31 protein-coding genes are annotated in these 24,317 nt (G+C 32.1%); 28 read left to right on the forward strand and 3 right to left on the reverse strand.

Annotated features, from left to right (window positions below):
* From rplE to map, 17 genes are all read left to right on the forward strand, one after another.
* Positions 1–546, forward strand: a complete 546-nt coding sequence (gene rplE, locus L8U00_RS04775) for a 50S ribosomal protein L5 (RefSeq protein ID WP_012660823.1) — start codon at positions 1–3, stop codon at positions 544–546.
* Between the two features lies 1 nt (position 547).
* A complete protein-coding gene (locus L8U00_RS04780) occupies positions 548–733 on the forward strand; it encodes a type Z 30S ribosomal protein S14 (RefSeq protein ID WP_012660824.1) in 186 nt (61 codons plus the stop codon).
* Between the two features lie 12 nt (positions 734–745).
* Complete coding sequence (rpsH, locus tag L8U00_RS04785; RefSeq protein WP_039617152.1) at positions 746–1,141, forward strand: 30S ribosomal protein S8; 396 nt, start codon at positions 746–748, stop codon at positions 1,139–1,141.
* Between the two features lie 78 nt (positions 1,142–1,219).
* Complete coding sequence (gene rplF, locus L8U00_RS04790; protein WP_039617154.1) at positions 1,220–1,756, forward strand: 50S ribosomal protein L6; 537 nt, start codon at positions 1,220–1,222, stop codon at positions 1,754–1,756.
* Positions 1,757–1,765: 9 nt separating this feature from the next.
* A complete protein-coding gene (rplR, locus tag L8U00_RS04795; protein WP_039617157.1) occupies positions 1,766–2,122 on the forward strand; it encodes a 50S ribosomal protein L18 in 357 nt (118 codons plus the stop codon).
* 16 nt (positions 2,123–2,138) lie between these two features.
* A complete protein-coding gene (gene rpsE, locus L8U00_RS04800; protein ID WP_039617161.1) occupies positions 2,139–2,582 on the forward strand; it encodes a 30S ribosomal protein S5 in 444 nt (147 codons plus the stop codon).
* Positions 2,583–2,585: 3 nt separating this feature from the next.
* Entirely contained in the window at positions 2,586–2,978 is a 393-nt protein-coding gene (gene rplO, locus L8U00_RS04805; protein ID WP_039617163.1) for a 50S ribosomal protein L15, read from the forward strand.
* Positions 2,978–4,240 (forward strand): preprotein translocase subunit SecY, encoded by a 1,263-nt coding sequence (gene secY / locus L8U00_RS04810; RefSeq protein ID WP_263663719.1) that lies wholly within the window; start codon positions 2,978–2,980, stop codon positions 4,238–4,240. The genes rplO and secY overlap by 1 nt, the downstream gene beginning before the upstream one ends.
* A 41-nt stretch (positions 4,241–4,281) precedes the next feature.
* Positions 4,282–5,022: a glutamate racemase gene (gene murI, locus L8U00_RS04815; RefSeq protein ID WP_263663720.1), complete on the forward strand. Its 741-nt coding sequence runs from the start codon at positions 4,282–4,284 to the stop codon at positions 5,020–5,022.
* A 115-nt stretch (positions 5,023–5,137) separates the two neighbouring features.
* Positions 5,138–6,169: a type II asparaginase gene (locus L8U00_RS04820; protein ID WP_263702458.1), complete on the forward strand. Its 1,032-nt coding sequence runs from the start codon at positions 5,138–5,140 to the stop codon at positions 6,167–6,169.
* A gap of 83 nt (positions 6,170–6,252) precedes the next feature.
* Positions 6,253–6,900: a ferritin family protein gene (locus tag L8U00_RS04825; RefSeq protein ID WP_012660833.1), complete on the forward strand. Its 648-nt coding sequence runs from the start codon at positions 6,253–6,255 to the stop codon at positions 6,898–6,900.
* 54 nt (positions 6,901–6,954) lie between these two features.
* Positions 6,955–7,428: a DNA-deoxyinosine glycosylase gene (locus tag L8U00_RS04830; RefSeq protein ID WP_263708681.1), complete on the forward strand. Its 474-nt coding sequence runs from the start codon at positions 6,955–6,957 to the stop codon at positions 7,426–7,428.
* On the forward strand, positions 7,428–7,979 hold the full coding sequence (locus tag L8U00_RS04835) for a ribonuclease HII (protein WP_263708683.1): 552 nt from the start codon (positions 7,428–7,430) through the stop codon (positions 7,977–7,979). The genes L8U00_RS04830 and L8U00_RS04835 overlap by 1 nt, the downstream gene beginning before the upstream one ends.
* 226 nt (positions 7,980–8,205) lie before the next feature.
* On the forward strand, positions 8,206–9,234 hold the full coding sequence (locus L8U00_RS04840) for a tRNA-dihydrouridine synthase (RefSeq protein ID WP_263708685.1): 1,029 nt from the start codon (positions 8,206–8,208) through the stop codon (positions 9,232–9,234).
* 99 nt (positions 9,235–9,333) lie between these two features.
* Positions 9,334–10,617 carry an aromatic amino acid transport family protein gene (locus L8U00_RS04845; RefSeq protein WP_412175027.1) on the forward strand — a complete coding sequence of 428 codons (1,284 nt, stop codon included), beginning with the start codon at positions 9,334–9,336 and terminating at the stop codon, positions 10,615–10,617.
* 11 nt (positions 10,618–10,628) lie between these two features.
* The gene (locus tag L8U00_RS04850; RefSeq protein WP_263682900.1) at positions 10,629–11,996 is read left to right on the forward strand and encodes an L-serine ammonia-lyase; all 1,368 of its coding nucleotides are present in this window, start codon (positions 10,629–10,631) and stop codon (positions 11,994–11,996) included.
* A gap of 89 nt (positions 11,997–12,085) precedes the next feature.
* Positions 12,086–12,841: a type I methionyl aminopeptidase gene (gene map / locus L8U00_RS04855; RefSeq protein ID WP_263708687.1), complete on the forward strand. Its 756-nt coding sequence runs from the start codon at positions 12,086–12,088 to the stop codon at positions 12,839–12,841.
* A 16-nt stretch (positions 12,842–12,857) separates the two neighbouring features.
* Here the strand turns inward: map and L8U00_RS04860 are convergent, their stop codons facing one another.
* Genes L8U00_RS04860 through L8U00_RS04870 form a run of 3 tightly spaced genes read right to left on the reverse strand, consistent with a single transcriptional unit; the run spans position 12,858 to position 16,910 of the window.
* Positions 12,858–14,660 (reverse strand): methyl-accepting chemotaxis protein, encoded by a 1,803-nt coding sequence (locus tag L8U00_RS04860; protein WP_263708690.1) that lies wholly within the window; start codon positions 14,658–14,660, stop codon positions 12,858–12,860.
* Entirely contained in the window at positions 14,644–15,567 is a 924-nt protein-coding gene (locus tag L8U00_RS04865; protein WP_412175422.1) for a cytochrome-c peroxidase, read from the reverse strand. Before L8U00_RS04865 ends, L8U00_RS04860 begins: the two co-directional genes overlap by 17 nt.
* A 53-nt stretch (positions 15,568–15,620) precedes the next feature.
* Positions 15,621–16,910: an MFS transporter gene (locus L8U00_RS04870; protein WP_263708694.1), complete on the reverse strand. Its 1,290-nt coding sequence runs from the start codon at positions 16,908–16,910 to the stop codon at positions 15,621–15,623.
* 132 nt (positions 16,911–17,042) lie between these two features.
* Here L8U00_RS04870 and infA point away from each other — a divergent pair, with 132 nt between their 5' ends.
* The 11 genes from infA to hisH all read left to right on the forward strand — a co-directional run bounded on the left by infA (position 17,043) and on the right by hisH (position 24,311).
* Entirely contained in the window at positions 17,043–17,261 is a 219-nt protein-coding gene (infA, locus tag L8U00_RS04875; protein WP_012660842.1) for a translation initiation factor IF-1, read from the forward strand.
* Between the two features lie 174 nt (positions 17,262–17,435).
* A complete protein-coding gene (gene rpmJ, locus L8U00_RS04880) occupies positions 17,436–17,549 on the forward strand; it encodes a 50S ribosomal protein L36 (RefSeq protein ID WP_002781429.1) in 114 nt (37 codons plus the stop codon).
* A 3-nt stretch (positions 17,550–17,552) separates the two neighbouring features.
* Entirely contained in the window at positions 17,553–17,918 is a 366-nt protein-coding gene (rpsM, locus tag L8U00_RS04885) for a 30S ribosomal protein S13 (protein WP_012660843.1), read from the forward strand.
* A 9-nt stretch (positions 17,919–17,927) separates the two neighbouring features.
* Complete coding sequence (gene rpsK, locus L8U00_RS04890; protein WP_012660844.1) at positions 17,928–18,320, forward strand: 30S ribosomal protein S11; 393 nt, start codon at positions 17,928–17,930, stop codon at positions 18,318–18,320.
* Between the two features lie 30 nt (positions 18,321–18,350).
* Positions 18,351–18,977 (forward strand): 30S ribosomal protein S4, encoded by a 627-nt coding sequence (gene rpsD / locus L8U00_RS04895; protein WP_039617184.1) that lies wholly within the window; start codon positions 18,351–18,353, stop codon positions 18,975–18,977.
* A 14-nt stretch (positions 18,978–18,991) separates the two neighbouring features.
* A complete protein-coding gene (locus tag L8U00_RS04900; RefSeq protein WP_263663730.1) occupies positions 18,992–20,005 on the forward strand; it encodes a DNA-directed RNA polymerase subunit alpha in 1,014 nt (337 codons plus the stop codon).
* Between the two features lie 3 nt (positions 20,006–20,008).
* Entirely contained in the window at positions 20,009–20,362 is a 354-nt protein-coding gene (rplQ, locus tag L8U00_RS04905; RefSeq protein ID WP_012660847.1) for a 50S ribosomal protein L17, read from the forward strand.
* A gap of 117 nt (positions 20,363–20,479) precedes the next feature.
* On the forward strand, positions 20,480–21,379 hold the full coding sequence (gene hisG, locus L8U00_RS04910) for an ATP phosphoribosyltransferase (protein ID WP_263708696.1): 900 nt from the start codon (positions 20,480–20,482) through the stop codon (positions 21,377–21,379).
* A gap of 9 nt (positions 21,380–21,388) precedes the next feature.
* Positions 21,389–22,669 carry a histidinol dehydrogenase gene (gene hisD / locus L8U00_RS04915; protein WP_263708698.1) on the forward strand — a complete coding sequence of 427 codons (1,281 nt, stop codon included), beginning with the start codon at positions 21,389–21,391 and terminating at the stop codon, positions 22,667–22,669.
* Complete coding sequence (gene hisB / locus L8U00_RS04920) at positions 22,666–23,733, forward strand: bifunctional histidinol-phosphatase/imidazoleglycerol-phosphate dehydratase HisB (protein WP_263708700.1); 1,068 nt, start codon at positions 22,666–22,668, stop codon at positions 23,731–23,733. The genes hisD and hisB overlap by 4 nt, the downstream gene beginning before the upstream one ends.
* The gene (gene hisH, locus L8U00_RS04925; protein ID WP_263708703.1) at positions 23,730–24,311 is read left to right on the forward strand and encodes an imidazole glycerol phosphate synthase subunit HisH; all 582 of its coding nucleotides are present in this window, start codon (positions 23,730–23,732) and stop codon (positions 24,309–24,311) included. The genes hisB and hisH overlap by 4 nt, the downstream gene beginning before the upstream one ends.
* Positions 24,312–24,317 lie beyond the last annotated feature (6 nt).

Consider the following 24,317-nt stretch of genomic DNA (forward strand, 5'->3'; position numbering starts at 1 on the left):
ATGATGAGATTGAAAGAAAAATATACTCAAAATATCAAACCTGCTTTAGTAAAAGAATTTGATATCAAAAATCCTATGCTTATTCCTTTTATTGAAAAAGTTGTAATCAGCGTAGGTGCTGGGGAATTAGCAAAAGATCAAAAAGTATTACAAAATGTTGCAGATACTATTTCATTGATTGCTGGACAAAAAGCAGTTATCACAAAAGCTAAAAAATCAGTTGCTGGTTTTAAAGTGAGAGAAGGCTTCCCAGTAGGTGTAATGGTAACATTAAGAAAAGACAATATGTATGCTTTCTTAGATAAGCTTATTACTATAGCTCTTCCTCGTGTTAAAGACTTTAGAGGTCTTCCAAGAGATGGTTTTGATGGAAGAGGAAACTATAACTTTGGTTTAGATGAGCAGTTAATGTTCCCAGAAGTTGAATATGATAAAATCTTAAGAACTCATGGTATGAACATTTCTATCGTTACAACAGCAAAATCAGATAAAGAGGCACAAAAATTATTAGAATTATTTGGCGTGCCATTTGCAAAAGGAAAGTAATATGGCTAAAAAATCAATGATTGCAAAAGCTGCCCGCAAACCTAAATTTAGCGTTAGAGGGTATACTAGATGCCAAATTTGTGGAAGACCACATTCAGTTTATAGAGATTTTGGAATTTGTAGAGTTTGCTTAAGAAAAATGGCAAATGAAGGTTTAATTCCTGGTCTTAAAAAAGCAAGTTGGTAAGAGGAAAGAACCATGATAAATGATTTAATTTCAGATTCACTAACAAGAATTAGAAATGCAGGGATGAGAAGATTAGAAACTACTCAACTTTTGCATTCTAAAGTTATCGAAGCTTTACTTGGAATTTTCCAAGCTAAAGGCTATATTGAAAGCTTTAATGTTATTGAAGAGGATAAAAAGAAATTCATCAATGTAGTTTTAAAATACGATGAAAAAGGTAAAAGCGTAATTAACGAAGTTAAGCGTATTTCTAAACCTGGTCGTCGTGTTTATAAAGGCAAAGATGAGATCAAAAGATTTAAAAACGGTTATGGTACTATCGTAGTAAGCACTTCAAAAGGTGTTTTAGCTAACGACGAAGCTTACAAAGCGGGCGTTGGCGGCGAAGTTTTATGTACTATTTGGTAAGAGTTTCTACTTTTTATGGTATTCGGTATCCATTCTTATAAAGTAGTCATATCGTAGACAAGTAAAAAGGAAAAATGAATGTCTCGTATAGGTAAACAACCAGTTGCTATTCCAAGTGGAGTAGAAGTAAAATTAGAAGGTAACTTGCTAAAATTCAAAAAAGGAAATTTAGCAAAAGAGCTTGATACAAAAGCAAATGTTAATGTTGAGATTAAAGAAGGACAAATTCTTTTCTCTCCTAAAGGTGAAGATAGACAAAGTAGAGCTTATTGGGGAACTTATAGAGCTTTAGCTCAAAACATCATCATCGGTTTAACTGATGGTTTTAGCAAAACTTTAGAAATCAACGGTGTTGGTTATAAAGCTGCGTTAAAAGGTAAAGTTCTTGAACTTGCTTTAGGTTTTTCTCATCCTATCAACTATGCTATTCCAGAAGGCATAGAAATTACTGTTGATAAAAACAATGTTATTATCAAAGGTAGTGATAAACAAGTGGTAGGTCAAGTTGCTGCTCAAATTCGTGAATTTAGACCACCTGAGCCTTACAAAGGAAAAGGTGTTAAATATTCAGATGAGCGTATTATCCGCAAAGCTGGTAAGACATCTAAGAAGTAAGGATAGAATATGAGAGCAAATGTATTAAAAAGAAAAATATCTTTAAGAATTAAAAGAAAAAAAAGAATTAGAGCAAAAATTTCAGGAACACAAGCTCTTCCAAGAGTTTCTGTTTTCAAATCAAACAGAACTTTATATATCCAAGCTATCGATGATGTTAAAGCAGTAACTTTAGCAGCAGTAGATGGAAGAAAAATTGGTGTTAAAGCAAATAAAGAAGGCGCTAAAAAAATAGCAGCTGAATTTGCAAAAGTTTTAAAAGCTAAAAACATAGAAGAAGCAGTGTTTGATAGAAATGGTTATTTATACCATGGTGTGATTGCAGCTTTAGCTGAAGCACTAAGAGAAAACGGAATCAAACTATAACCCAAAAGGAAGATCGATGGAAAAATATAATAGAGAAGAATTTGAAGAAGTAATCGTCGATATCGGCAGGGTTACTAAGGTTGTTAAAGGTGGTAGAAGATTTAGATTTACTGCTTTAGTTATCGTTGGAAATAGAAAAGGTTTAGTTGGTGTGGGCTATGGAAAAGCTAAAGAAGTTCCAGATGCTATAAGAAAAGCAGTTGATGATGCTTTTAAAAACATTGTTGAAGTTAAAACAAAAGGTTCAACTATCCCTCATGATGTAGAAGTAAAATACAACGCAAGTAGAATTTTACTTAAACCAGCAAGCGAAGGTACAGGGGTTATTGCAGGTGGTTCAACACGTCCTATCGTGGAACTTGCAGGTATTAAAGACATTTTAACTAAGTCTTTAGGTTCAAATAATTCAGCAAATGTTGTGCGTGCTACTATCAAAGCACTTACAATGCTTAAAGGATAATCAATGAATTTAACAAAAGCACCAGGTTCAACACATAAAACCAAAAGAATAGGCCGTGGTCAAGGCAGTGGTATGGGTAAAACTTCTACTAAAGGTGGAAAAGGCCAAACTGCTAGAAAAGGTTATAATGAAAAAAGAGGTTTTGAAGGGGGTCAACAACCACTTCAAAGACGTTTACCAAAGGTAGGCTTTACTTCTAAATTTGAAAAACCTTATGTGATTAATGTTGAAAAAATCACAGCAATCAAAGAGCTTAGCGAAATTACATTTGAAACAATCAATAGCATTCATAAGCTTTCAAAAAATGTAAATAAAGTTAAGCTTATTGGAGCAAGCGCTAAAGATCTTGCTAGTAAAATTAAAGACGAGAAGATTACTTTTAGCGGACAAAAATAATGAATAAAACATTGACAAATAAAATTCTCATAACATTAGCTTTTTTATTCGCTTATAGAATATTAGCTTATGTTCCAGTTCCGGGGGTTAATGTCAGTGTTATCAAGGAATTTTTTGATTCTAATGCATCTAATGCATTAGGCTTGTTTAATATGTTTAGTGGGGGTGCTGCTGAAAGACTTAGCATCATCTCTCTAGGCATTATGCCTTATATTACTGCTTCGATTATTATGGAGCTTTTAGCGGCAACTTTTCCTAACATAGGAAAAATGAAAAAAGAACGCGATGGTATGCAAAAATATATGCAAATTATCCGTTATGCTACTATAGCTATCACTTTGATACAAAGTATAGGCGTTTCTATAGGCTTACAAAGTCTTCATGGAAAAGCAGGTCAATCAGCCATTATGATTGATATGAATACTTTTATCGCACTTTCTGCTATTTCTATGCTTGCAGGTACCATGCTTTTGATGTGGATAGGTGAGCAAATCACTCAACGCGGTATAGGAAATGGTATTTCTTTAATTATCTTTGGTGGTATTGTTTCTACAATTCCAGGTGCAATTAGTGGAACAGTAAATTTGGTAAATACAGGTGAGATGAATTTCTTGACTATCATTGCCATTTTAGTTGTAATTTTACTTACTATTTGGGCTATTATAGTAGTAGAACTTGGAGAAAGAAGAATTCCTATTTCTTACTCAAGAAAAGTAATCATGCAAAATCAAAACAAACGCATTATGAACTATATACCTATTAAGATCAACTTAAGTGGTGTTATTCCTCCTATTTTTGCAAGTGCGATTTTGATGTTTCCAAGTACTATTTTACAAACAAGTACAAATGAATATGTGTTAAAAATTTATGACTTTTTAAATCCAAATGGATTTTTCTTTCATATTTTAACATTCTTACTTGTTATTTTCTTTGCGTATTTTTATGCATCAATTGTATTTAATGCAAAAGATATAGCTGAAAATCTTAAAAGACAAGGTGGTTTCATACCAGGTATTAGACCAGGTGAAGGAACTGCGAATTATCTTAATGAAGTAGCGTCAAGACTTACCTTGTCAGGTTCTATTTATTTAGGGCTTGTAGCTACACTACCATGGCTTATTGTGAAGTTGTTTGGTGTGCCTTTTTATTTTGGTGGAACTTCTGTTTTGATTGTAGTTCAAGTAGCACTTGATACAATGAGAAAAATCGAAGCCCAAATTTATATGAATAAATACCAAACTTTAAGTGCAGTAGGCTTATAAGAAAGTAGATTTTCTACTTTCTTCCTTTTTAAAGGATTTTGATGAGACTAGGCGTTTTTGATAGTGGTGTAGGTGGGCTTAGTGTTTTAAAATCTTTACTTCAAGCAAAACTTTTTAAAGAATACATTTACTATGGGGATACTGCAAGAGTGCCTTATGGGGTTAAAGATAAAGAAACCATCATTAAATTTTCCCTAGAAGCTTTAGAATTTTTCAAAGAAAAAAAAGTAGATATGCTTATCATTGCGTGTAATACAGTTAGTGCGCATGCTTTAGAAATTCTAAAAGCAAATGCACCATTTCCGGTTCTTGGAGTTATAGAAGCAGGAGTTTTAGCGGTTAAAAACTCTTTAGAAGATAAAAACTCTAATATATTAGTCATTGCAACACAAGCTACCGTGGATTCTCACGCTTATAAACAAGCTTTAATCAAAGAAGGTTTTTTAAAAGTGGAAGAAAAAGCAACTGGGCTTTTTGTACCTATGGTTGAAGAAGGGATTTTTCAAGGAGATTTTTTAAAAGCTGCTTTTGAGTATTATTTTAATAAGCTCAAATTTCACCCTAATGCTTTAATCTTAGCATGTACACATTTTCCCTTAATCGCTCATTCTTTGGAAGAGTATTTTGGTAAAAACACAAAACTTATTCATTCAGGTGAAGCTATAGCTTTGCAATTACAGCAAGAATTTAACTTAACATCAATCCAAGAAGAAGCTAATATTGAATTTTATGCTTCAAGTGATGTAGAAAAACTAAAAAAAATTGCAAATTTATGGCTTTAAATTAATGGTTGTTTACTAAAGTATTTTTTATATTTATAATTTATTTTTATTTAAACATAGTTGCATTATAATCTTTATCATTTCTAATGAAAGGACTAACATGAAAAAAATGTTAATGTGTGCAGCTATGGCACTAAGTTTAGGAGCAGGAATTTTGGAAGCAAAACCAAAAGTTGCGATTTTAGCTACAGGTGGAACCATCGCTGGTTCGATTGATAGTTCAGTAGCTACTACAGGTTATACAGCTGGAGTTTTGGGGGTTGATGCTTTGATTAAGGCAGTACCTCAAATTCAAGATTTGGCAGTAATTAGCGGAGATCAAATTGCTAATATTGATAGCAAAGATATGACAAATGAAATTTGGCTAAAACTTGCTAAAGAAGTTAATAGACTTTTAAAATCTGATGTAGATGGAGTTGTAATTACTCATGGTACTGATACTATGGAAGAAACTGCATATTTCCTAAATTTAACCGTAAAAAGCGACAAGCCTGTTGTTTTGGTTGGTGCAATGCGCCCATCAACTGCAATTAGTGCAGATGGTCCTAAAAATCTTTACAACGCTGTAGCATTAGCAGCAAATCCTCAAGCAAAAAATAAAGGCGTAATGGTGGCTATGAATGATAGAATTCAAAGTGCTAGAGGCGTTATGAAAACTCATAGTTTAAATGTAAATGCATTTAGCTCACCAGATATGGGTGATATGGGTTATATAGTAGATGGAAAAGCATTTTTCTATAATACTAATACAAAATTACACACCAAAAAATCTCCATTTGATGTTAGCAAACTAAAAGAATTACCAAAAGTAGATATTCTTTATAGTTATGCAAATGATGGTAGTGGTGTTGCAGCAAAAGCTTTGTTTGAAAATGGAACCAAAGGTATAGTTGTAGCTGGAACAGGTGCTGGTAGTATTCATGATTATCAAAAAGATGTATTAAAAGAATTACTTAAAAAAGGTCTTAATGTAGCAGTAAGCTCACGCGTAGTAGCTGGTAGAGTTGCAGTAAGTGATACTGATGCAAAACTTGGTTTCATTGATACAGGTGATATGAGTCCTCAAAAAGCTAGAGTGTTATTAATGCTTGCTCTAACTAAAACAAGTGATCCTAAGAAAATCCAAGAATATTTCTTAAAATACTAAAACCTTTAACACCCAAATGCTAAAATAACATTTGGGTGGATTTTTCAATAAAAATCTTACTTAATTAATCACAAGGATATTAAATGAAACAATATGAAAGTTATAAATGCCAAAAATGTGGCAATGAAGTAGAAGTACAAAATGTAGGTGGTGGAAAGCTTAGCTGCTGTGGTCAAGAAATGGAGTGTATTACTAAAGATTTAACAGCTGTAAATTTAATGAAAGCTTTTGCTGGCGAATCTATGGCAAGAAATAAATATGATTTATTTGCAGATATTGCTCAAGAAGAAGGTTGGCATGCTATTGCAAAACATTTTAGAGAAGCTGCAGAAAATGAAAAATGGCACGCAAGAGCTGAATTTAAAGCTTATCATGAATTAGTAGATGGTAAAGCTTTAGAAGAGACTGCTAAAAATTTAATCTGCGCAGCAGAGGGTGAAAACTATGAGCATACTACTATGTATCCAAATTTTGCAAAAATCGCAGAAGATGAGGGCAAAAGAAATATAGCAAGATTATTTACAGCTATAGGTAAAGTAGAAATTGAACATGAAAGAGAATATTTAGCGCTTAAAAAAATGCTTGAAGAAGAAGATTTCTTTAATTCAGAAGTAGAAGAGTTATGGGTTTGTGAAGTTTGTGGGCATATACACCGTGGTAAAAAAGCACCAAATGCCTGTCCTTTATGTAAAGCTCCAAAAGAATACTTCAAACGTGAATTTTTAGGATAATTTTAAAAACCTTGATAAAAATGATAAAATATTTTATTTTTATCAAGGTCTAATATGCAAATTCTAATTCATCCTTTTGAACCTTTTTTTGATGAAAACTCAAAAGTTTTGATACTAGGTTCTTTTCCATCTATTAAATCAAGAGAAGAAAATTTTTATTATCAACATAGCAAAAATCGTTTTTGGCGTATTTTTGAAATATTATTTAAGTGTGAGTTAAAAACAGTGCAAGATCAAAAAGTTTTTTTAAAAGCAAATCATATAGCGCTTTGGGATGTTATAGCAAGTTGTAAGATAAAAAATTCAGACGATAAAACTATTTCTTATGCTAAAGCAAATGATATAAATATTATTTTAGATAAGGCAAATATAGAAAAAATTTGTGTATTAGGTAAAGTTGCAAGTAAATATTTTAGCAAATTTTATCCTGAGCAAGATTTTTTTGAACTTCCTTCAAGCTCTCCTGCTAATATGAATTATTCTTTAGAAAATTTAGTAGAAAAATATAGCATTATAAAGGAAAGATAATGGCTTTAGTTGGAGTAGATGAGGCTGGACGTGGGGCTTTGGCTGGAGATATGCACATAGGAGCTTGCAAGCTTTTAAAAAATATTGATGGTTTGGCTGATTCTAAAAAATTAAGCGCAAAAAAAAGAGAAGAATTATATGAGCAAATTCTTTCTAGCTCAAATTTTTTAATCCTTGCTTTTTCGCCTTTGCAGATTGATACTTTAGGGCTTAATCAGTGTTTACAACTAGCTTTAAAAATCATAAAAAAACACTTTAATCAAGATGAGATTTTATATGATGGAAATTTAAATTATGGAGTTTTAGGCATAAAAACCATGATTAAAGCTGATATGAAAGTACAAGAAGTTTCAGCAGCTAGTATATTAGCCAAGGTAAGTCGTGATCAAAAAATGTGTTATTTTTCTAAATTATATAATCATTATGATTTTGATAAACACAAAGGTTATGGTACAAAAGCTCATATAGAAAAAATTAAAGCATTTGGTTATTCGCCCTTGCACCGCAAAAGCTTTATGCTAAAGTGTTTTGAGAAAAGCTTATTCGATTAAAATGTGTGGTTTTTACACTTTTTTATTTTAAATTTTCATTTTCTTTGACAAAAAATAGAAAAATTAACATTTGAAATATTATTATTAAGATAAAAAAATATATTCAAAAAATATTTTTTTGATAATTAATTATTAAAATTTACAATATCAATTAAAAATACAATGTATTTTAAGAAAAATTAATTTTTTTCTATTATAGTAATATAAAAATATTTCAAGGGATATTATGTCTTTACTTTTAAGTGAGCTAAAGATTGGAAATTTTTATGTAAAAAATCGCATTGTAATGCCCCCTATGGATATGTATGAAACACAAGTTTTAGATGGTAAGATTAATCAATTTCACCTGATACATTATGGAGCCAGAGCTTTGGGTGGTGTTGGGCTTATCATAGTTCAAGCTTGTGCGATTAATGAAAATGCAAAAATAGCTGATAATGATATTGGTCTTTGGGAAGATTTTCAAATTCAAGGACATAAAGAGCTTGTTGAGCTTTGTCATCATTTTGGTGCTAAAATTGCCATTCAGCTAAATCACAGTGGCCGTAAAAATTCGTGTAAAGAAGCCATATCAAAAGCCCCAAGCAATATAGCTTTTAGTGAAAAATTTTCCAAACTTCATGTTTTAAGCAAAGATGAAATTTTACAAATCGAGCAAGAATTTATTCAAAGTGCTAAAAGAGCTAAAGAAGCAGGTTATGACGCAGTAGAGCTTCATGGTGCTCATGGATATTTGCTTAGCTCGTTTTTATCGCCTTTATCAAATCAAAGAGATGATGAATATGGTGGTAGTTTTGAAAATAGAATACGTCTTTTGTGTGATATTATTAAGCGCATAAAAAAAGAAGTTGATATTGCTTTATTTGTAAGAATTTCAGCCACGGAATGGCAAGAAGGTGGTTGGAATTTAGAAGATAGTAAAAAACTTGCCTTGATTTTAGAAAAATTAGGTATTGATATGTTAGATGTTTCAGCAGGAGGAAATATCAATAAACCTTCTTTAGTGCCAAACATAGCACCACTTTATCAAGCTCCTTATGCTAAGGCCTTAAAAGAAGTTGTTAAAATTCCTATATCTTGTGTAGGTCTTATAAATAGTTCTAGCGAAGGTGAGGCTTTGCTTTTGGGTGGGGTGTGTGATTTGGTTTGTTATGGTAGAAAATTACTAAGAAATCCAAATTTTGCAAATGAAGCCGCAGTTGCTTTAAATGAAAGAGAAAAAATTATGCCAAATTACTCCAGAGCATATTTGTAAAATAATACAAAAAGTTTTTTAGGTAAAAGCTTTTTTTATTATTTTTTACAAGGAGAAAATGTGGATAATCTTAAGTGGAATTCTTTTGATACGCGTTGGATGCTTTCTCTTTTTGGGACTGCAGTTGGTGCGGGGATTTTATTTTTACCTATTAAGGCAGGTGTTGGTGGTTTTTGGCCAGTTGTTGTGATGGCTTTGATTATTTTTCCAATGGTGTATTTAAGCCATAGAGCCTTAAGTCGTTTTGTATGCCAAGCAAATGGTAATGATAAAGACATTACTCATGCGGCTGAAGAGTATTTTGGTAGAAAAGTAAGTATTTTTATTTCTGTGCTTTATTTCTTTGCAATTTTCCCAATTTGTTTAGCATATTGTGTAGGTATAACTAATACTTTTGAGAGTTTTATTTATAATCAATTCTTACCGCTTTTAGATCCAAATGGTTCTTTTGCAAGTGCAATTAGTGCTATGTATCAAACAAGTGTTAATGAACAAGGAAAAACTATAGCTAATTTACTTCCTTTTTATAGAGCGCTTTTTGCTTTTGTTTTGGTAAGTATTTTTATGCTTATTATGCTTTTTAGTGAAGAATTAATCACTAAAGTATGCGAATGGCTTGTGTATCCTTTATGTGCTATTTTATTTTTATTTTCTTTATATCTTATTCCACAATGGTCATTTGAAAGTTTTAGTGCTATTCCTGGTACGAAAGAATTTATCACTATAGTGTGGCTAACTTTACCAGTTTTAGTGTTTTCGTTTAATCACTCACCGGCTATTTCTACTTTTTCTCTAAGTGTAAAAAGAGAATATCCTGAAAATTCGGTACAAAAAGCAAATCAAATTTTGCTTAGAACCTCTGTAATGTTGCTTGCTTTTGTTATGTTTTTTGTGGTATCTTGTGTGCTTTCTTTAACTCCAGCTGAACTTGCTGAAGCTAGAGCGCAAAACATACCTGTGCTTTCTTATTTTGCTAATAAGCTTGATAATCCATTTATTTCTTATGGTGGTCCATTAATCGCATTTTTAGCAATTTCTAGTTCATTTTTTGGTCATTATTTTGGTGCTAGAGAAGGTGCTTATGGTATAGTTAGAAAATGCTGCAAATTAGCAGGTAATGAAAACCCTGATTTGAAAAAAATCGCAGTTTATTCTACTTTAGTAATGTATATTGTTATGTTAATTACTGCTTATGTAAATCCAAGCATTTTAGGTTTTATTGAAAGCTTAGGTGGTCCAATTATTGCTGCAATCTTATTCTTAATGCCTATGATTGCAATTTATACTGTATCTAAAATGAAAAAATTCCAAAATAAAGCTTTAGATGCATTTGTATTTATCACAGGTATTTTGACAATTATTACTGTAATTTATACTTTTTAAGGTGTTAGTGAATGAGTAGTAATTTAAGTATATTTAAAGTTGGTGTTGGTCCTTCATCTTCTCATACCTTAGGACCAATGCTAGCGGGTAATATGTTTTGTGAAAAGATTAAAGATAAAATCACGCAAATTACAAAAATTCAAATCAAACTTTATGGCTCTTTATCACTTACTGGTAAAGGCCATTTAAGTGATAAGGCTATTATATGGGGTTTGAGTGGCTTAAGAGCAAAAGAACTTAACGCTGCTTTGCAAGATCGTGTGTTTAATAAAATTTTACAAGATAAAATTTTGGTTTTAAATGCTCAAAAAGAATTAAATTTTGATTATGATAAAGATTTGATTTTTGAAAAAGACTTTTTACCTTTACATGAAAATGGGTTAAAAGTAAGCGCTTATGATGAAAATGGAGAAATCATTGCTGAAGAAATTTATTATTCAGTGGGTGGTGGTTTTGTTATGAGTGAAGCTGAGCTTCAAAAACACAAAGATGGGGCTTGTGAGCAAAAACATACTAAATTAGAACTTGATGTTAACAATGCAAGTGATGCTTTAAAAATTTGTGAAGAAAAATCATGGGATCTAGCAAAACTTTCTTATGAATATGAGCTTCAATTTCATACCAAAGAAGAAATTAGAGCTTATTGTTTAGAAATTTGGGAAGTAATGCAAGAAGTTTATTATAATGGTATTCATCCAAGTTCAGATTTTCTTCCAGGAAATTTGCACTTAAAGCGCCGTGCTAAAGGGCTTAATGAGCGTTTGGCTATGACAAGCGATCCTTTGGGGATTATTGATTTTATTTCTTTATATGCTATTGCTATTGCAGAGGAAAATGCAAGTGGAGCTAGAGTAGTAACTGCTCCAACCAATGGAGCTTGTGCTGTTGTGCCTGCTGTAATGCTTTATCTTAAAAACCATACGGTTGGTTTTAATGATGAAAAGGCTATTAATTTTTTACTAACTGCTATGTTAATAGGTTCTTTTTATAAGAAAAATGCAAGCATAAGTGGTGCTGAAGCTGGCTGTCAAGCTGAAATTGGTAGTGCAAGTTCTATGGCAGCAGGAGCTATGGCCACTGTGATGGGTTTTGATGCAAAGATAGCTTGTAATGCTGCTGAAATTGCGATGGAACACCATTTAGGATTAACTTGTGATCCAGTAAGTGGTTTAGTGCAAATTCCTTGCATAGAAAGAAATGCCTTTGGAGCGATTAAAGCTATTTCGGCTGCTAGAATGGCAATGAGTAGAAAATCAACTCCAAAAGTAAGTCTTGATGAGGTTATAAAAACTATGTATGAAACCGGCAAGGATATGAACTCAAAATACAAAGAAACTTCTTTAGGTGGTTTAGCTACCAATCTTACAAGTGTATGTTAAAACCTTAAGTTGTAAAACTTAAGGTTTTTCCTTAAAGCTTTTAAAAGCGCATAAATGCTAAATTTTTAAAAATTTTAAGGAAAACATAAATGATAGAAATCAAAAAACCAGCAGAGATAGAAAAACTACGCAAAGCAAATGAGCTTGTAGCTAGAACGCTTGATTATCTAGAGGGCATTATAGCTCCAGGTATGAGTTTAAAAGAAATTGATATTAAAGCGGAAGAATTTATACTTGATCATGGTGCAAAACCATCTTTTAAAGGTTTATATGGTTTTCCAGGCAGTATTTGCATCTCGCTTAATCAAGCTTGTATTCATGGTGTAGGCGATGAACGTATTTTAAAAGAAGGCGATATTTTAGGTCTTGATGTAGGTACTTGCATAGATGGATACTATGGAGATGCAGCAAGGACTATACCTATAGGTAAAATTTCAGCTACTGATGAGGCGTTAATTGCTTGTGCTAAAGATGCTTTGTATTATGCTATAGATATTATCAAAGAGGGTATGCGCTTTAAAGAGCTTTCTTATGAGCTTGGTGAGTTTATTACTAAAAGAGGTTTTGTGCCTTTGAAAGGTTATTGTGGTCATGGTATAGGTAAAAAACCTCACGGTGAGCCTGAAATTCCAAATTATTTAGAACCAGGTGCTAGTGCAAAAAGTGGACCTAAAATCAAAAATGGCATGGTATTTTGCATAGAGCCTATGGTATGTCAAAAAGATGGCACACCGGTGCATTTAAAAGGTAATTGGGAAGCAGGAAGCAAAGATGGTTTAAATGCAGCTCATTATGAGCATTGTATTGCTATTATAAATGGTAAGGCAGATATTTTATCTAAGTAAGAAAGTTTAATCTTTCTTACTCGAATGTTTTTAATTTTTCTGAAAGTTTAGAAGCATTTTCTAAAACATCTTGTGAAATTTGCGTTAAATCAAGGGAGTAGTTTTTAACACAATTTGCAAGCTCAGTTACTTTTTCTATATTTTGTTCTAGTTCATTCATTTTAGCTTTTGATTCATCGCTTTTTTCTTCCATGATTTTAGTAGAATGAATACTTGTTTTTAATTTTTCTATAGAAGTTCCAACCTCACCTTGTAAGATATTAGCTTTGTTAGAGGTATCATTCATGGATTGATGAATTCCATCCATCAAACTTTTATTGTCATTGATTTGTTGCACTATAGTTCTTACGGTGGTTTCTATAGCAACTAAAGATTTTGTGGTTTTATCTGCTAGATTTCTCACTTCATCAGCAACCACAGCAAAGCCACGTCCATGCTCGCCTGCACGCGCTGCTTCAATAGCTGCATTTAGCGCAAGTAAGTTGGTTTGATCGGCTATATCTTTTATGGTTGTAGTAACTTCTACTATGCTATCAGCACTTTGTACTAGCATATCCATAGCACTTAAAACACTTTGTTCTTTTTCGCCGCTTAATAATATAAGCTCTACTAATTCTTTAAGTGTAAGCTCAACTTTAGCCATTACTTCTTGCATGCCATGCATATCATTTATAGTGTTTTTAGCTAAATTTTGTGTTAAGTCTATATGGCTTTCTAAGATAGAACTTATTTCATGGACATTAGAAATTTGTTCATGTTGTAAAAGTGAGCTTTGCTGTAAAACTTCAGCATTTTGAGAAAGCTTTTGTGAGCTTTTGTGACTTGAATTTGCAGTTTGTATAGCTTCTAAAACCGAATTTTGCACTATTTGTATAAAAGAGTTTATATAGCCAGCACTTGTTGCTAATTCACTTTTTTTATCAATATCTAATCTTGCACTTAAATTCGCATGCTCGCCAGCTAAGTTTGCACTTAGTTTTTCAAGTAAAGATATAGGTATGATTACTTTTTTTAATGTTAAAAGTATGAAGAAAATCAATACAGCTAAGGTGAATAAGAAAATTCCTATAGCGGTGTAAAGATTGTATTTGTTGTTAAGATTAATTTCTTGAGCAATAAAATTTTTATGAGATATGATTTCTTTTTGTAATTCTTGATCAAGAAAACTTTGAGAATTATCTTTTAAAATTTTAATCTGACTTAGTATCATTTTACAATGTGTGCTAAAAAGTTCAAATAATTCTTGTGGAAGCTGTGGATCGTTTGTGTTTAAATTTGCTACTAAACTCTGGAGACGATTTTGTGCTAAAGGTTCTAGTATATCCATAGTTCCTATGATGCTTAATATATCCCCGATAGATTCTATTTGTCTAGCTTCTTGAGCAGTAAGTGCTAGCTTGTTTGTTTGTTTAATGATTTCTTGTTGAATTTCATAAAGATAAAGTTTTGAATTTATAGCAATAGAATTAGCTGATTTAAAATGCTGTAATTGAGCATTTTTTTTCTCAAAAATCGTTTGTATTTTTTTAGTGTCTATTTTATTGGCTTTTAAAATTGCTAAAGTATTTTCAAAATCTTGTATTAAAGCAACGCTAGTGTCATAATTTTGCAAATTGAGTTTGTTTTTAAAAATCTCATCTATTTTGGTATCTAGAATTTCTAATTTTTGAAAAGAACCCATGATGAGTGAATTTCTTTTTGTGGTGTTGTAGGTATTAAAGATAAATAATGTCAAAGTTAAAAGTAATACCAAAACCACTATAGACAAAGTGATGAATTGTTTTAAAAAAGAAAAAGATTTTTTATTTGAGTGGGTCATGGTATTCTCCTGTTAAAGAATTTAAAAAAGCAACTATATCATCAACCACATCTTGTTCTAAAAATTTACCAAGTTGATAATAAGCCATAAATTGCACGCAAGCATCAAGTGTTGGCATGGAGCCATCATGAAAATAAGGAGCAGTTTTGGCTATATTTCTAAGACTTGGCACTTTTACTACAAATTGATCATGAGGATCTTGGGTAATCTCATAGCGCCCTTTCCAGTTTGTTCCATTATCATAAGGTACAAATACTCCCATTTTTTGATACATATTGCCACCTATATTTTGACCTTGATGGCATGCTATACAACCATTTGACAAAAAAGCATTGTAACCTCTTTTTGCTTGCTCGCTTATTGCATTTTTATCACCTTTTAAGTAGCGATCAAAAGGAGAATTTGGAGTGAGTAAGGTTTTTTGAAACTCAGCTAAAGCGTGTGTTATATTTTCAAAGCTAATTTCTCCATAAAGTTTTTTAAACTCTTTTTCATAAATTGGGTTAGCTTTTACAATTTGTACTACTTCGCTTTCATCTTTTAAGCCCATTTCTTTGGGATTTAATAAAGGATGTTTGGCTTGATCTTGCAAGTCTTTTGCATTGCCTCTCCAAAATTGAGATAGATTAAAAACAGCATTGAAATTTGTAGGTGTATGAAATGGTTCGTCTATTATGCCATTAATACCCGTTGAAAAAGTTTTATTATCTACTCCAAATTTTGTAATATCATGACAAGTATTACAGGATACTTTTTTATCTTTTGATAAACTTGTATCCATGTAAAGCTTTTTACCTAAGATAGCTTTTTCTTTATCATAAGGAATACTTTCAGGCAAAGGGGTAATCATTTCAAGTGCTAAAAGTGGTAGTAAAGAAAATATTAAAACAATAAAAGTTTTCATAATCATTTTCCTTTATTTTATAAATTTTTAGTTAATAATTTTTATTAATTATAGCACTAAAATCTTAATCTTTTATAAGTAAATACAGTGGTTAGAAGTGTTATAAATGATAGAAATAAAATATAAATAAAAATTCCATAAACAAAAGGATTCTCAGGTCTTATAGCTAAAGAATGCAATATAAATACAAGCTGAGGTGTAAAACCACCTGCTATAGCATAGGCTATATTATAAGAAAAAGAAATTCCACTAAAGCGAATACTTGGTTTAAAAATTTTACACATTAAAATAGGCGCTAAGGCATTAATACCACCAAAAAAACATGCAATAAAATAAAAATATATACTTAAATGTAAAATTTGAGCATAGAAAAAATAAAAATAAAAAAAGCAAGAAAGACTAAAACCTATTGTAAATATCAAACTAGTGATTAAAAAGCCAAATTTATCTACCCAAATTCCAGCAAGCAAAGTTCCACAAGATAAAATTATTATCGCAATCATTTGTATTAAAATAGCATCTGTTTTATCAAGAACTAAAACCTCAGGTATAAAATTTGGCATAAGTAAAATGAGTATGATCACGCAAGCTGTAAGCATCCATGTTAAAAGCATAGAGGCGATGATGTCTAAAAAAATATTTTTTTCTTTAAAAAGTGTCCTTAGCGGAAATTTTTCTAAATTATTTTCTTGATGCATTTTTTGAAAAATCGGTGTTTCTTCTAGAAATTTTCTAAGATATATAGAAATAATGCCAAAAAATCCACCAATAGCAAAAGGAATACGCCAAGCATAATCATAAATTGATTCTTGCTCAAAACAATGATTAATTACCAATGCAACAGCACATCCTAAAAGAATTCCAAAAGCCATAGAAGCATTAATAGCGCTAACACAAAAACCATCTTTCCCATCAGGCGCATGTTCTTTTACAAATACCCAAGCACCAGGTAGTTCCCCGCCTATAGCTACACCTTGAGCTATTCTAACAAGTAGTAAAAATACCGGAGCTAGATAACCTATGCTTTCAAAAGTAGGTATAAAAGCTAAAGAAAAAGTTGGAAGCACCATGAGTAATATGCTTAGCATAAACATTTTTTTACGGCCAAATTTATCACCAAAATGCGCCATAACTATACCACCAAGTGGCCTAGCCAAATATCCTGCTGCAAAGGTTCCATAAGTATTTAAAAGTTTCCAAAAATCACTCATATCGCTTGGAAAAAAATTTCTTGAAATATAATTAGCAAAAAAGACAAAAATCACAAAATCATAAAATTCTAAAGCTCCTCCCAAAGAAGATAAGGAAAGTGTTTTATAATCTTTTCTTTTTAAACTTTTTAACATTTAAATACTTTCTTTTATAGTGTTTTGATAATTATAATAAAAAATGCCGTAGTTTGTAAAAAATATTAAAAATTTAAAAAGAAAAATTGTGATAAAATAATAGCTTTGTATTTTGTAGAAAGGAGAAAAGCATTGGCAAAAGATGATATTATCGAAATTGATGGTAATGTAATCGAAGCTTTACCTAATGCAACTTTTAAAGTTGAATTAGATAATAAACATGTGATACTTTGTCATATTGCAGGTAAGATGCGTATGCATTATATTAGGATTATGCCTGGCGATAGAGTTAAAGTAGAGCTAACGCCTTATAGCCTTGATAAGGGTCGTATTACATTTAGATACAAATAAGTCTAAGTTGTTTAAAAGCAAAAGTAAAGTATAATTAGCACTTTTGCAGAAATTGCAATAAAACTGTATGAAGAAGTATTTTCAAAATCACCACTTATTTTGAAAATAGTTGGTTGCTCTAAAAACCTGGTGCAGTTGTAAAAAAAGTGGAATTTACAATAACAGGAGTAAAGCATGAAAGTTAGACCATCTGTTAAAAAGATGTGTGACAAATGCAAAGTAGTTCGTCGTAAAGGCGTAGTTCGCATTATTTGCGAAAATCCAAAACACAAACAAAGACAAGGATAATTTATGGCTCGTATTGCAGGTGTGGATTTACCAAAGAAAAAAAGAATTGAATATGGTTTGACTTATATTTATGGTATAGGTTTGCATACTTCAAGAAAAATCTTAGATAAAACAGGAATTTCTTATGATAAAAGAGTTCATGAACTAAGTGAAGATGAAGCAGCAGCTATCCGTAAAGAAATTCAAGAAAACTATATGGTTGAGGGTGATCTTAGAAAACAAGTTGCTATGGATATCAAAGCATTAATGGATCTAGGAAGCTTTAGAGGCTTAAGACATAGAAAAGGCTTACCGGTTCGTGGTCAAAAAACAAAAACAAATGCCAGAACTAGAAAAGGTAAGAGAAAAACCGTTGGTGCAAAATCATAAGGATAGAAAATGGCAAAAAGAAAAGTAGTTAAGAAAAAAGTAGTTAAAAAAAATATAGCTAAAGGTATAGTTTATATCAGTGCAACATTTAATAATACTATGGTTACTGTAACTGATGAAATGGGAAATGCTATCGCTTGGAGTAGTGCAGGTGGTTTAGGATTTAAAGGTTCTAAAAAATCAACTCCTTACGCAGCACAACAAGCAGTAGAAGATGCTTTAAATAAAGCAAAAGAACATGGTATTAAAGAAGTAGGTATTAAAGTACAAGGACCAGGAAGTGGTCGTGAGACAGCGGTTAAGAGTGTAGGTGCTATGGAAGGTATTAAAGTAACTTTCTTAAAAGATATTACCCCATTAGCTCATAATGGTTGTAGACCACCAAAACGTCGTCGTGTCTAAGAATAAGATATAAGATTTAGGAGAATTATAATGGCAAGATATAGAGGACCAGTAGAGAAATTAGAAAGACGACTTGGCGTAAGCTTGGCAATGAAAGGCGAAAGAAGATTAGCAGGTAAAAGTGCTTTAGATAAACGCCCTTACGCACCAGGTCAGCATGGACAAAGAAAAGCTAAAATCAGCGAATACGGACTTCAATTAAGAGAAAAACAAAAAGCTAAGTTTATGTATGGAGTTAGCGAAAAACAATTTAGAAGATTATTTAGCGAAGCTGCTAGAAAAGATGGCAACACCGGTGCGCTTTTAATCCAGCTTTTAGAACAAAGGCTTGATAATGTTGTTTATAGAATGGGTTTTGCTACAACACGCCGTTTTGCTAGGCAACTTGTAACTCATGGACATATTTTAGTAAATGGTAAAAGAGTGGATATTCCTAGTTATAGAGTAGAAGCAGGTCAAAAAATTGAAGTGATTGAAAAAAGCAAAAACAATCCTCAAATTTCAAGAGCGATCGAACTTACTGCTCAAACTGGTATAGTTGCTTGGGTTGATGTAGAAAAAGATAAAAGATTTGGAATTTTTACAAGAAAACCTGAAAGAGAAGAAGTTATCATTCCAGTTGAGGAAAGATATATCGTTGAGTTGTACTCTAAATAATAAAGGTTTTTGATATGAGACATATTACAACTTCTGCTTATACACCGACAGAGTTTAGTATTGAAAATATCAGTGATACAGTAGCAAAAGTAAGCGCATGGCCTTTTGAAATTGGCTATGCTATTACTTTGGCGCATCCTTTGCGTCGTTTGCTTTATTCAAGCACAGTAGGTTTTGCTCCAACAGGAGTTAAAATCAAAGGCGTAGCACATGAATTTGATAGTATGCGTGGTATGCTTGAAGATGTAGCATTGTTTATTATCAATCTAAAAAAATTAAGATTTAAACTAAAAACAGATTCTGAAAAAGAAGTTATAACTTTTAGTTTTAAAGGACCAAAAGAAATTTGCGGAAAAGACTTAGATAACGATGTTGTTGAGGTTGTGAACGCAGATAGCTATCTTGCAACGATCAATGAAGATGCAGATTTAGAATTTACCTTAATCATTGAAAAAGGTATAGGTTATGTACCTTCTGAAGAAGTGCAAAATTTCTTAGATCCTGAATTTATAGCACTTGATGCATTCTTTACTCCAGTAAAACATGCAGTTTATGATATAGAAAAAGTGCTTTTTGAAGATAACCCAGATTATGAAAAAGTTGTTTTTACAATCACAACTGATGGTCAAATTTCACCAAGTGATGCTTTTAAAAATGCTTTAGAAGCAATGTATAAACAATTATCGGTGTTTGATAAAATCACTAATGCTCAAAGCGTTGTAAGAAGCCAAACACAAAATAATGAAGTAGAACATGTAAAATTACTTCAAAATATAACTGAGTTAAATTTAAGCGCAAGAAGCTTTAATTGCCTAGAAAAAGCAAATGTGGTTTATATCGGTGAGCTTGCTTTAATGAGTGTAGGCGAACTTGCAGATTTAAAAAATCTAGGTAAAAAATCTTTAGATGAGATTAAAAGTGTGATGGAGTCTATAGGTTTTCCTATAGGAAATTCAAAACTCAGTGATAGTGCAAAAGAAACGCTAAAAAGAAAAATTACAGAATTAAAAGCACAAAATGAAGGATAATCAATGAGACATAGACATGGATATAGAAAGTTAGGTCGCACTTCTACTCACCGTGCAGCCTTATTAAAAAACCTTACCATTGCTATTATTAAAGCAGGTAAAATAGAAACAACATTACCTAAAGCAAAAGAATTAAGAGGTTATGTTGAAAGATTGATCACTCGTGCAAGAAAAGGTGATTTCAATGCCCATAGAGCAGTTTTTGCTAGCTTGCAAGATAAAGAAGCTACAAATAAACTTGTAACAGAAATCGCACCTAAATTTGCAGATAGAAACGGTGGTTATACAAGAATTATCAAAACAAGAATCCGCCGTGGCGATGCTGCAGAAATGGCTTTCATCGAATTCGTAGCTTAATTTTTAGCCTTTTTAAAGGCTAAAAACTTCTTAATTTTTTTTATTTACTTACTATTTTTTGTATTTTTATCCATTTTTTGCTACTATTAATCTTTTTAACTACAAAAAAGGAAAAAAATGCAAGAAAATTCAAGATTACGCATAGCTATACAAAAATCAGGTCGTTTAAGTAAAGACTCTATCGCCTTGCTTGAGTCCATAGGCGTAAAACTTCGCATACACGATCAAAGCTTGATTGCTTTTTCTACAAATTTACCTATTGATTTACTTAGAGTAAGAGATGATGATATACCAGGGCTAATTTTTGATGGAGTAGTAGATCTTGGCATAGTTGGAGAAAATGTTTTAGAAGAAAATGAACTAGAAAGAAAATCAAAAAACGAAAACGCAGATTTTACAATGCTTAAAAAGCTTGATTTTGGTGGGTGTCGTTTGTCTTTAGCATTGCCAGAAAATAGTGAGTATAAAGGTATAGAAAGTTTTAAAAATTTACGCATAGCAACTTCTTATCCACAGCTTTTAAAGCGTTTTATGGAAGAAAATAACATTCCTTATAAAACTTGTATGCTAACAGGCTCAGTTGAAGTAGCGCCAAGTGCAAATTTAGCTGATGGAATTTGTGATTTAGTTTCAAGTGGTGCTACCTTAAAAGCAAACGGACTTAAAGAAGTTATGGTGATTTATAAGTCAAAAGCTTGCATAATCCAAAGAAAAGAAAGTTTAGCTTCACATAAACAAGAATTAATCGATAAACTACTCATTAGGATTAATGGAGTTATGCAAGCAAGAGAGTCAAAATACATCATGTTGCATGCTCCTATTGAAAAGTTGGAAAAAATCACAGCTTTATTACCAGGTGTTGAAAAACCTACGATTTTACCTTTAGAAAATGATAAAGCTAGAGTGGCGCTACATATGGTAAGTCAAGAAAATTTATTTTGGGAAACTATGGAAGCTTTGAAAAAAGAAGGCGCAAGTGCGATTTTAGTTTTACCTATTGAAAAAATGCTCTCTTAAAGGATAAAAATGCAAATACTTGATTTTGAAAAATTAAACCAAAGCGAACAAGAATTAGCACTTAAGCGTCCTGCTATAAGTGCTAATGCACAGGTTAAAACCATAGTAGAACAAATCATTGAAGATGTCAAAATAAATGGCGATGAAGCTTTAAAACAAATGGCTGTAAAATTTGATAAAGTAGAGTTAAATTCCATTAAACTAAGCGATGAAGAGCTTAGTAATTTAGCAGAGCAAATTGATGATGAGTTAAAACAAGCTATTAAAATAGCTTATGAAAATATCTATAAATTCCACAAAGCTCAAGAAAGTAAAACCATAGAAGTTCAAACCTTTGAAGGGGTAACTTGCAAGGTGCTAACAAGAGCTATTGAAAAAGTAGGACTTTATATACCAGGAGGCTTAGCACCACTTTTTTCAACTGCACTCATGTTAGCTATCCCAGCTAAAATTGCAAAATGTAAATTTATAGCCTTAGCTTCCCCAGCACCACTTCATCCTGCCATTGCTTTTGTGGCAAAACTTTGCAAAGTTGATGCAGTGTATCAAATAGGCGGAGCAGGAGCCATAGCAGCGCTTGCTTATGGAACGCAAAGTGTGCAAAAAGTAGATAAAATTTTTGGTCCCGGAAATGCTTTTGTAACTGAAGCCAAAAAGCAAGTTAATAATCATGGAGTAGCTATTGATATGCAAGCAGGACCTTCAGAGGTATTAGTTTTAGCAGATGAATTTGCTAATGCTAAATTTATAGCTTCAGATTTACTCTCACAAGCTGAGCATGGAGCAGATTCTCAAGCGATTTTAGTTTGTACAAGTGAAAAACTAGCCAAAGAAGTAGATAGTGAAGTTGCTTTACAGCTTGAAAAACTCTCGCGTAAAGAAATTGCTTCAAAATCTTTAGCGCACTCTAAAATCATTCTTGCAAAAGATATAAAACATGCCATAAGTATTTCAAATGACTATGCACCCGAGCATTTGATCATTCATACACAAAATCCATCTGGCTTGCTTGATGATATTATGCACGCAGGTTCAGTATTTTTAGGTGAGTATTCTCCAGAATCCATGGGAGATTATGCAAGTGGGACAAATCACGTATTACCAACTTATGGTTTTACTAAGTCTTATTCTTCTTTAGGGCTTGCTGATTTTATGAAAAGAATGACTGTACAAGAACTTAGTAAAGAAGGCTTTAAAAAACTTGGGCCTGTGGTGGAAATTTTAGCAGCAGCTGAAGGGCTTGATGGGCATAAAAATGCCGTGAGTTTAAGATTAGAAAGTCTAAAATGAGTGGAAAAATTTTATTTATCGATAGAGATGGCACGCTCATTGATGAGCCAAAAGATGATTTTCAAATCGATTCTTTAGAAAAACTTGAGTTTGAAAAAGGTGCCATCAATGCACTTTTAAAGTTAAAAAATTTTGGTTTTAAATTTGTTATGGTGAGTAATCAAGATGGCCTAGGCACAGATTCTTTTCCTAGGGAAAATTTTGACAAGGCTCATGAAAAAATGCTAAGTGTTTTTCAAAGTTGTGGTATAGAATTTGAAGATATTTTTATATGCCCACATTTTGAGCATGAAAATTGCGCCTGTAGGAAGCCAAAAACTGCCATGCTTGAAAACTATATCAAAAATAAACTTTATGATAAAAATAAAAGTTTTGTTATAGGCGATAGAGACAGCGATATGCTTTTGGCACAAAATCTTGGAATTCAAGGTTTAAAATATGATAAAAACGATTTTAACTGGGAGCAAATCGCTGATTTTATCTTGCAAAATTACCGCAGCGCCTGTATAGAGCGTAATACCAAAGAAACTCAAATTCAAGTTAAAATAGCTTTTAATGAGAAAGCAAAAGCTGATATAAAAACAAATATCGCATTTTTTGATCATATGTTAGAGCAAATTGCTACGCATGCAAATATATCTTTAGAGATAAAATGCAAAGGGGATTTAGAAGTTGATGAACATCACAGCGTAGAAGATGTTGCACTTGCTTTGGGCGAGGCTATCAAAAGCGCACTTGATCAAAAAATAGGCATTGCAAGGTATGGCTTTGTTTTGCCTATGGATGAGTGCTTGGCAAGTTGTGCGATTGACTTTTGCAATAGACCGCATTTAGTTTATAAGGCTAAGTTTAAAAAAGAAAAGCTTGGAGAATTAAGCACAGAAATGATAGAGCATTTTTTCTACTCACTAAGTTATGCTATGGGTGCGAGTTTGCATTTAAAAGTTAAAGGCAAAAACGATCATCACAAGGCCGAAGGACTTTTTAAAGCCTTTGCAAGAGCTTTAAAAATGGCTATAAAAATAGAAAATGAAAACCTAGCAAGCTCTAAAGGAGTGATATGAAACTAGCTATTATAGATACAGGTTGTGCGAATTTAGCTTCTCTTGCTTTTGCAATTGAGCGTTTAGGACAAAAAAGTATCATCACGCATGATTTAAAAGAACTCTCACAAGCAGATAAGCTTTTGCTTCCTGGAGTTGGCACAGCAGCTAAAGCAATGGAAAATTTACAAGCACTTAATTTAGAAAATTTTATCCAAACTACCACAAAACCACTTTTAGGTATTTGTCTTGGTATGCAAATTTTGGGTAAATTTTCAGAAGAATTACACCAAAAAACACTTGGCATTATGCCTTTTGAGACACAAAAATTCCAAGAAAAAGCAAATTTTACTTTCCCACATATGGGGTGGAATCAAGTCTTTAGCTCGCACGAGCTTTTTAAAGACTTAGATGGGGCTTATTTTTATTTTGTGCATAGTTATTGTGTGGGCTTAAATGAATACACCATCGCAGAGTGTGAGTACTCTACTAAATTTAGTGCAAGTTTAAACAAAGACAATTTTTATGGTGTGCAGTTTCACCCTGAAAGAAGTGGCGAAGCGGGTGAAGTATTATTAAAAAATTTCATAAATATGTAGGTAAAA

The organism is Campylobacter sp. IFREMER_LSEM_CL2256 (assembly GCF_025771645.1).
Lineage (GTDB): Bacteria > Campylobacterota > Campylobacteria > Campylobacterales > Campylobacteraceae > Campylobacter_D.